9 protein-coding genes are annotated in these 8,757 nt (G+C 56.9%); 3 read left to right on the top strand and 6 right to left on the bottom strand.

Features of this window, described 5'->3' with window-relative positions; all coding sequences use genetic code 11:
- Positions 1 to 173 precede the first annotated feature (173 nt).
- A complete protein-coding gene (gene eat / locus JFU11_RS11945; RefSeq protein WP_008006002.1) occupies positions 174 to 1,538 on the top strand; it encodes an ethanolamine permease in 1,365 nt (454 codons plus the stop codon).
- A gap of 145 nt (positions 1,539 to 1,683) precedes the next feature.
- A complete protein-coding gene (locus JFU11_RS11940) occupies positions 1,684 to 1,851 on the top strand; it encodes a DUF2897 family protein (protein ID WP_008006000.1) in 168 nt (55 codons plus the stop codon).
- Between the two features lie 202 nt (positions 1,852 to 2,053).
- On the opposite strand, the gene JFU11_RS11935 is transcribed toward JFU11_RS11940, so the two are convergent.
- From JFU11_RS11935 to JFU11_RS11910, 6 genes are all read right to left on the bottom strand, one after another.
- Positions 2,054 to 2,905, bottom strand: coding sequence for a DUF1989 domain-containing protein (locus tag JFU11_RS11935; RefSeq protein WP_201060682.1), 852 nt, complete (start codon positions 2,903 to 2,905; stop codon positions 2,054 to 2,056).
- A gap of 15 nt (positions 2,906 to 2,920) precedes the next feature.
- Positions 2,921 to 3,574, bottom strand: a complete 654-nt coding sequence (locus JFU11_RS11930) for a GntR family transcriptional regulator (RefSeq protein ID WP_123723168.1) — start codon at positions 3,572 to 3,574, stop codon at positions 2,921 to 2,923.
- Positions 3,575 to 3,648: 74 nt separating this feature from the next.
- On the bottom strand, positions 3,649 to 4,923 hold the full coding sequence (gene fabF, locus JFU11_RS11925) for a beta-ketoacyl-ACP synthase II (RefSeq protein ID WP_201060681.1): 1,275 nt from the start codon (positions 4,921 to 4,923) through the stop codon (positions 3,649 to 3,651).
- A gap of 33 nt (positions 4,924 to 4,956) precedes the next feature.
- Positions 4,957 to 5,751, bottom strand: coding sequence for an SDR family oxidoreductase (locus tag JFU11_RS11920; protein WP_201060680.1), 795 nt, complete (start codon positions 5,749 to 5,751; stop codon positions 4,957 to 4,959).
- Positions 5,752 to 5,958: 207 nt separating this feature from the next.
- Positions 5,959 to 6,294 (bottom strand): helix-hairpin-helix domain-containing protein, encoded by a 336-nt coding sequence (locus tag JFU11_RS11915; RefSeq protein WP_052964079.1) that lies wholly within the window; start codon positions 6,292 to 6,294, stop codon positions 5,959 to 5,961.
- 94 nt (positions 6,295 to 6,388) lie between these two features.
- A complete protein-coding gene (locus JFU11_RS11910; RefSeq protein WP_201060679.1) occupies positions 6,389 to 6,532 on the bottom strand; it encodes a hypothetical protein in 144 nt (47 codons plus the stop codon).
- A gap of 741 nt (positions 6,533 to 7,273) precedes the next feature.
- Between JFU11_RS11910 and JFU11_RS11905 the strand changes: the two genes are divergently transcribed.
- Positions 7,274 to 8,755, top strand: a complete 1,482-nt coding sequence (locus JFU11_RS11905; protein WP_148710225.1) for a hypothetical protein — start codon at positions 7,274 to 7,276, stop codon at positions 8,753 to 8,755.
- Positions 8,756 to 8,757 lie beyond the last annotated feature (2 nt).

Raw genomic sequence — 8,757 nt, 5'->3', positions numbered from 1 at the left:
GAAGACGGCAGAACAGGCAACAACGCCCCCAACTGGCGCACAAAAAGCACTCATCCAGCGGCGAACATCCCCGATACGACAGCTTTCAGCGCTTTACGACGCCCATCCGCAAAATGGCACGCCCACTGCACACGCCCTTCCCGAGCTTTTCCAAACCGTTCTGGGAGCAACGCATGAACACACAACTCAAACCCACGCTGGGCACGCTCCACCTGTGGGGTATCGCGGTCGGGCTGGTGATTTCCGGTGAATACTTCGGCTGGAGTTATGGCTGGGGCGTGGCCGGGACACTTGGCTTCCTGGTGACCTCGTTCATGGTCGCCACCATGTACACCTGCTTCATCTTCAGTTTCACCGAACTGACCACCGCCATTCCCCATGCCGGCGGTCCCTTTGCCTACAGCCGCCGCGCCTTTGGCGAAAAGGGCGGATTGATCGCCGGGCTGGCGACGCTGATTGAATTCGTCTTCGCCCCACCAGCGATTGCCCTGGCGATCGGTGCCTATCTGAACGTGCAGTTTCCGGCCCTCGACCCGAAACACGCGGCGGTCGGTGCCTACATCGTGTTCATGGGCCTGAACATCCTCGGCGTGAAACTCGCCGCGACCTTCGAACTGGTGGTCTGCGTATTGGCGGTCGCCGAGTTGCTGGTGTTCATGGGCGTGGTCGCCCCGGCGTTCAGCTTCAGTAATTTCGCCCTCAACGGCTGGGCCGGTTCTGATGTGTTCGGTGCGCCAGCGATTGCCGGCATGTTCGCGGCCATTCCGTTTGCCATCTGGTTCTTCCTGGCCATCGAAGGTGCAGCCATGGCTGCCGAAGAAGCCAAGGACCCTAAACGCACGATTCCCAAAGCCTACATCAGCGGCATCCTGACCCTGGTGCTGCTGGCCATGGGTGTGATGTTCTTTGCCGGCGGCGTCGGCGACTGGCGCACCCTGTCGAACATCAACGATCCGCTGCCGCAAGCCATGAAAGCCGTGGTCGGCGAAAGCTCCGGCTGGTTGCACATGCTGGTATGGATCGGCCTGTTCGGTCTGGTGGCGAGTTTCCACGGGATCATCCTCGGCTACTCGCGGCAGTTCTTCGCCCTCGCCCGGGCCGGTTACCTGCCGGCATCCCTGGCCAAACTGTCGCGCTTCCAGACCCCGCACCGGGCGATCATCGCCGGTGGCGTGATCGGCATCGCGGCGATCTACAGCGACGGCCTGATCAACCTCGGCGGCATGACACTGACGGCAGCGATGATCACCATGGCGGTATTCGGCGCGATCGTGATGTACATCATGAGCATGCTCAGCCTGTTCAAACTGCGCAAAACCGAGCCGAACCTGGAACGCACTTTCCGCGCGCCTTGCTACCCGTTGGTGCCGTTCATTGCGCTGGTGCTGGCAGTGGTTTGCCTGGTGGCGATGGCCTGGTTCAACACCTTGATCGGGTTGATCTTCCTCGGCTTCATGGCAGTGGGTTTCGTGTACTTCATGCTCACCGCGCAATTGCGTGCCGATGCGCCGGCGGATGCGATGTTGACCGGGCTCTGACTTCACACACCGCGCCTGCAAGGATGTACGGCGTCTACGGCATATCAGGCATAGAATGGAACCACTGCGAAAATTAATCGCTCAAAGTGGTATGCACGATCGGTCGGCGAAACCCGCCGATCGGCCTGCCCTCAAGGAGAGCCCTATGCCCTGGTATGCCTGGTTGATTCTGATCGTTGCCATCGGCTCGATCGTTGGCGGTTTGATGATGCTGCGGGACACTGCCAACAAGGTCGAATTGACCGAAGAGCAACGCAAACGCGTCGCCGAACGCAACGCGGAAGCGGATGCCAAGGATGCGCAGGACCGCTAGATCAAAAGATCAAAAGATCAAAAGATCAAAAGATCAAAAGATCAAAAGATCAAAAGATCAAAAGATCAAAAGATCAAAAGATCAAAAGATCAAAAGATCAAAAGATCAAAAGATCGCAGCCTTCGGCAGCTCCTACACGGAATATGTGTTTCCCTGTAGGAGCTGCCGAAGGCTGCGATCTTTTTGCTCTTGCTTTTAGCACTTACTTTTCCCAATCGGCCTTGGCAATGTGCAAGCCATGCAGCCCTTTGTAGGCCGCACGCTCCGGCTGGCTCCAGCCTTCAAGCAACGAATCCTCCAACCGATAAATCTCCACCCCCAGCGGCCGACACACACTCAGCGGATCCTGCGCATCCGGCCCCCACATGGCCAGGGACAGATCGCCACCCGGACACGTCGACAACGCGCACAGCAAATCAATCTCGGCAAAGAACTCCAGGTAATCGCCCTTCTGTGCCGGGCAGCCTTTCATGAAGTACATGTCGTCATGATTCAGGCCGGTGCACTGAAAAATGTTCAGCACATCATGCACGTCAAACTCGGTCAGGCCATAGGGCAACACTGCGCGAGTCAAATTCGAGTGGCAGTGATGATGGAAGTCTTCGCCCGTGAGCATTTTGTTCACATACGGATCGCAGCGCGTCCCCAGTAAGTCGTGCAAACGCCCGCCATGTTCGTCGATGCCGTACCCGGCCAAGCTATCGTCGGTGATGGTCACCAGCGGCCGCAAGAAAGGCAGGTTCGACCAGAGCCGGTCATGGGTGCTGACATGCGCCCCTTGCAACTGCCGGGTCCGCGCCGCCCACAAGCGTTCGCGCGGGTCGTGGGCGTTCCAGACATTGAAGTCCCCGACTTGCGGGCCGACCGGGGTCGTGACCCTGAACACATGCCCCGCCGGCACATTCCAGGCACGGCCGGTGCGGATCGGCACTTCGAACTGCTCGATCAGCGTGCGACCCTCTTTCTTGTCCCGGACTCTCTCGTAGAAATCCGTGTCCACCTGCAAGGCCGAGCCTTTGCTGACTTGATAAGCCGCCGGATAGTCTTTGTACATGGCACAAATCCTCGATCAGTGATGGGAAGAAGGGGCAAGCATCTGCAACAGGAGGTGTTCGGAGTCGTCGAGATAAAGGCTCATGGCATCGCCGGCCGCGCGCTTATCGCCGTCGGCCAGCAAGTCATGTATCTGCCGGTCTCGCGCCAGCCAGGGCGCCTGAAAACGTGATTCATCGGGAGCGGTGCAAAACACCAGGCGCAATTGCGCGACGACGTTGGTGAAGAACTCATCGAACAATGGACTGCGCAGCAATCCGACGATGTGTTGGTGAAAGGCTAGGCTGTGGGTGCCGACGGCACGCCAGTCCTCACGCTCCCGGGCCAGCTCGGTGGCCTCCAGGGCTTCAAGCATCCGGTCGGACTGATAATCACGCAGCGGCTGACTGGCGCTGATGGCTTGCAACTCCAGCGTGCGACGGACCTTGAACAGATCGCGCACATCATCAGCCCCCAACCTGCGCACCATCACGCCTTTGTTGCGGATATAACGGGTCAACCCTTCTTGCCCCAGACGGTGCAACGCCTCGCGAATTGTGTTTCGCGAGGCGTTGTAAGCCGACACCAGATCGTTTTCCACCAGCGCCATGCCGGGCAGCAAACGACCGCCGATGATGTCAGCGCGTAACTCCAATGTGATGTGGTCGGCCAGGGACAGTCCGCTGTTCATACTCAACGCCTCGTGATTGTTCAACAATCGTCAGCGAATAAGTAATCACTATTCGTGCCATCACCTGTAGTGAACTAGTCCTCCCAATATTTGAACAACACGCTGGCGTTCACGCCGCCAAATCCGAAGCCGTTGGACATGGCGTACTCGATCGTCATTGGCCGCGCCTGACCATGAACAATGTCCACGCCTTGGGTGGCTGGATCCGGGTTATCGAAGTTGAGCGTGGCCGGCACCACCTGATCGCGGAGTGCCAACAGCGTAAAGATCGCCTCGATCCCGCCTGCGGCGCCGAGCAAATGCCCGGTCGCGGACTTGGTCGACGTTACCGCTATCTTGTTGTCCGAGCCGAACAGCGACTTGATGGCCGCCAACTCCCCCAAATCCCCAACCGGAGTCGAGGTTGCGTGAGCGTTGAGATGTTGCACCTGTGCCGGCGAAATGCCCGCCTGAGCCAACGCCAGCGACATCGCCCGATACGCACCGCTGCCATCTTCAGGCCCCGCGGTCAGGTGATAGGCATCGGCGCTGGTGCCGTAACCGACCAGTTCGGCCAGAGGCTGAGCGCCGCGCGCCAGGGCATGCTCCAGGGATTCGATTACCAGAAGGCCCGAGCCCTCGCCCATCACAAAGCCATCGCGGCCACTGTCGAACGGCCGCGAGGAGCGTTCCGGGGTATCGTTGTAACCGCTGGACAAGGCCCTGGCCGCCGCGAACCCGGCGAGACTGACACGATCGATCGCCGCCTCCGCACCGCCACACACTGCAATGTCCGCCTCGCCACATCGAATCAGCCGCGCCGCATCACCAATCGCCTGAACCCCGGCCGCGCACGCCGTTACCGGAGCCCCCAAAGGCCCCTTGAAACCGTGCTCGATCGACACATGGCCCGCGGCGAGATTGACCAAAAACGAAGGGATGGTGAACGGCGACAAACGTCGCGGGCCACGGTTGTCGGTGGTGCGCACCGCATCGGCAATCGCACCGAAACCACCCACGCCCGAGCCGATGATAGTTGCAGTACGCTCCTGGGCATTGGCGTCCTGCGGTTGCCAACCCGCCTGTTCCACTGCCTGACGCGCCGCCTCCATGGCAAACATAATGAAGCGGTCCATCTTCTTCTGCTCTTTGGGCGGCGTCGCCCGATCCGGATCAAAACCCGCCTCAGGATCTTCCGCCAGCGTCTGCACCGCGCCACCGACCTTGGCCGGCAGATCGGCCACCACCTCGTCCGGTAACGCCCGCAACCCGGAGCGCCCGGCCAACAGACGCGCCCAAACCGCTTCGACGCCACTACCCAACGGTGACACCAGGCCCATACCCGTGACTACCACTCGACGATTACTCATAACGCAAATACCTCAAGCCGATTCAATGGCGCCTCACTTGTAACGCGTGGCAGCCGTGCTTCTGGACAGATTCGGCGCCATCGCATGACGCGCCGCCATAAAGGCCTCCCACTCGGAGGCATTCGGCAACGAAGGAATGGTGATCAACTCACCTTGGTCCAGACCCGACAACGCCGCGTCGACCATCTCCCCCGCCTCCATGATCATGTCCGCCGGAATCTGGGACGCATCGATACCGGAGCGCTCCAAAATCTCGGTGCGTGTTACGCCCGGCAACACCGCTTGAACCTGGACCCCGGTGCCTTCAAGTTCGGCGTTCAACGATTGAGTCAGGCTCAACACATAAGCCTTGCTCGCGCTGTACGTCGCATTGAACCGCTCAGGAAACAACGCCACCACCGACGCAATATTGATGATTGTCCCGCGACCGGCCTTGGAAAAACCGGCCGCCGCTGCCGAGGCCAGCCGCGTGACCGTGGTGACGTTCAGCTGAATCAAACGCTCCAGCTGATCCAAATCAGCGTTGGCGAGCAATCCATCCGCCGCGACACCGGCGTTGTTCAGCAATAGGCTGATACTCGAATCGCTGCGCAGACGCTGCTCAAGCTTCAACACGTCATCCTTTTGCGTCAGATCCGCCTTCAGCACCTCCACCTGAACCCCATGCGCGGCGCGCAACTTGCTCGCCGCGGCCTCCAGCCGTTCCTGATCACGGGCCACCAGCAACAAATCAAAACCACGCGCCGCCAACCGCTCCGCGTAAACCGCACCAATGCCGGAAGAAGCTCCGGTGACCAGGGCCGTACCCTGGTTCTGGACAGAATTCATGACAATGCTCCTGGAGGATGCTTAAGGAAGGCGAAGCGCCTGAATGTCAGAGCGCTTCAGCGAATGACGAATTTATTATAGGCATAATTTAAGCGCTATATGATAGTCGTAATTTTTTCTCCTCCGATGAAAGGCGTCAGATCACCCTCTGCGGCAATATGCAAAAAGGCCGGTCAATGACCGGCCTCTTGGTGTGGACTTACAAGCTTAGTTCACTTCCAGCTTCTCGCGATTCTTGTCCAGAATGGCTTTGCCGATCCCCTTCACTTCCAGCAATTCGTCGACGGACGAAAACGGACCATTACTCTCACGATAAGCAACAATCGCCTTGGCCTTCGCTTCACCAATCCCGGACAACTCGCGCTGCAGAGTCGGCGCATCAGCCCCATTGAGATCGACCTTACCGGTTTGAGCCTTGGCGGCAACGTCCAGCATCAAGGGTGCCTTGGCAGCCTCCGGCGCCGCTGTCGGCGCAGCAATGGCCGCAATAGAGGCGCTGGTGAGCAGGGCAAAAACCAGAGAGTAGAAATAGCCAGTACGCATAAATGAAGCTCCATGACATCGATTGAGAAAGCAGCTTTTCCGAAGCTGCCTCCTAAACTTAGGCGATGTACTAGGGCTGTCAAAAATGTGTCCGTTACAGGATGTGAAACAATCCGGGCTCGAGACGGCGTTGCTGGTGAATCCAGTCGACGATTTCGCCATCGGGGCTGTAACCGCTGACGGTTTTCACGCAGGAGTTGGACGCGCGAGGGCACGTGGCTCGCTGGCTCTTGCGCACGACGCGCCATGCCTAGCGTATTTTCAAAAAGGCCGGTCAATTATCGCCCCTGTCGCTGATTGACCACCTAATTAAGGCATAGCGGCGCTGACTGCCATGCAAGTGGCAGGGAAACTGTTGAGCAAAGCTGCAGCACTCCAGAGCCATCAGCATCATAAGCGTCAGATTGATGAACTCTTCTTTCCTGTCGAAGGTGTCTAAGGCAGCCCATAAGTTGTCGATAACTTCAACGGCTCTGTGCTCAATCCAACAGACAGTCAAAAATGGCGGCCTTAAGGGCGGTTAGTTTTCGTTGATTATGTGAGGAAGGAAGGGGACAAGATCAGAATTCGGCGGGAATTCATGCATGAAAGAGAGAGGCGTCGCAGTGAAATTGCTCTTGCGAAAGAGATGGTGCTGGGTCGGCAGAAGGCCAGAGAGGCCTAGGCTAACTCTTGTGAGCTCATCTGTTTGCGGCCGAGAGTGGCATGACCTAAATACCACAGCTATTTTCTCAAAGATTTATTCTAGATACAACGCTGGCCACTACCCCACTTGATTAAGCTACACCCTTTCTGATAATGTTACCAGTTCTTGAAAAATGCATTGAGCCGTGAAAAACATTCAGTGAGTGGGGGTTATATCCACATGATGTCCAAAACAGCGCGAAATACCCAATGCACAATACACGCCTCCTCTATTGGTGGATAAACTTCGTAATCGCGGCCTGCCGGCTGTGCACCATAAGAAAAATACATTGAAATGAATAAGTTATCTGGTATTGACCGCCATGCACTAATGGGCTGTGTGGGGGTCCTGTTCATGGTGTTCTGGTTCTCTTTTAATTTCAATCACGGTGAAAGAATTCAGCACAACGATGGCCTAGGCTGGGACGGCGCTGCCTATGCTGATTGGGCGCAACGCGATTCAATAGAGATACTTAACAGTCACACAGTGTCCGAGTATTATATCGGCCGTCTTCTCCCCTCCATCATCATTCATAACACCACGAAGTTACTGGGCTATGATATAACTTCAACCCCTCGAGTGATTCACGCCTTCTACTTATTCAATGTCGGCCTACTTGTCATTGCAGCCGGACTACTCATCCTGATCGGCCGACATTATCAATGGCGAGTGCCTATTTACTTCCTGGGCTTCAGCGCACTGTTTTTCAATTACCCTGTACTCACCAATCTATCATATAACCCAACTCTGACAGATATTTCCGGTTACGTCCTAGGCCTGGGTATTTTCTATGCCTACATCAAAAATCGCTTCACCCTTTTGGTAGTGCTCAGCTTCCTCTGCTGCTTTGTATGGCCCACGATGCTTTACGGTGCACTACCGATGATCATGCTAGGTAGGGCCAGCGTCGCTAACCGCCCGCCCTCTCTGCATAGCCACCTGTTAGCATTGCTGGTTGCCATCTCCCTGATTGCGCTTGCCGCCTACCTATATGCCAATGGTCTACGACAATCCTTAGGCACAACCGTTTTCAAGAAAGAGATTCTTCCACTCAGCATAATTCTGTTCATTACCTACATTTACTTAGCGCTGAAGCCGATGATCGACGTGCCCGCCTATCTGCGAGCATCCAGGTACATCAAGGTGGCTCCAGTGGTAGTGGGCATCCTCCTGTACGTCTCGGTCAAAGCAATAGTCTTTCACTTTTCCGACCGGACGCCTGGCCCACTCACAATCACCACCTATCTAGGCCTGTTTACACAGGCATCCTTGTCAAACCCGTTGATCAACGTCGTTGCGCACGCGATGCACTATGGTCCGTTTTACATGATCGCCATCTTGCTTTGGCCGCGTATCGCTGCGCAGGCAAAAGCCGAAGGCCTGGGCCTCAGTGTCTTCATCGCCTTGTTTGCCTTCCTGTCCATCGGCTCCGAATCACGTCAGTTCCTCAATGCCTGGCCGGCTCTTGCAATGCTGACGTGCCAGGCACTGAACCAGTTGGGGGATGAGCGCAAGGTCGACTGGTGGCTTACCTATGCCGTCGCAGGCATGGCACTGATCCTGTCCAGGTTCTGGCTGAGTATAAATGTCGGCCCTTGGACGGGTAACTTCCAGACATTCCCGGACCAGATGCTCTACATGTATTCCGGCCCGTGGATCTCTCACCAGATGTATGGTGTTTTTCTCGCTGTGACGCTGCTCTGCTTCATTAGCCTGCTTACATTGCTGCGCCAACCGTCCAGCTCACCCGTGCGCACATCTACACAGGAAGTATGATC

The organism is Pseudomonas sp. TH37 (assembly GCF_016650735.1).
Classification (GTDB): Bacteria; Pseudomonadota; Gammaproteobacteria; order Pseudomonadales; family Pseudomonadaceae; genus Aquipseudomonas; species Aquipseudomonas farris.
The sequence above is the reverse complement of the archived record's forward strand: the minus strand, read 5'-3'. Positions and strand labels throughout refer to the sequence as shown.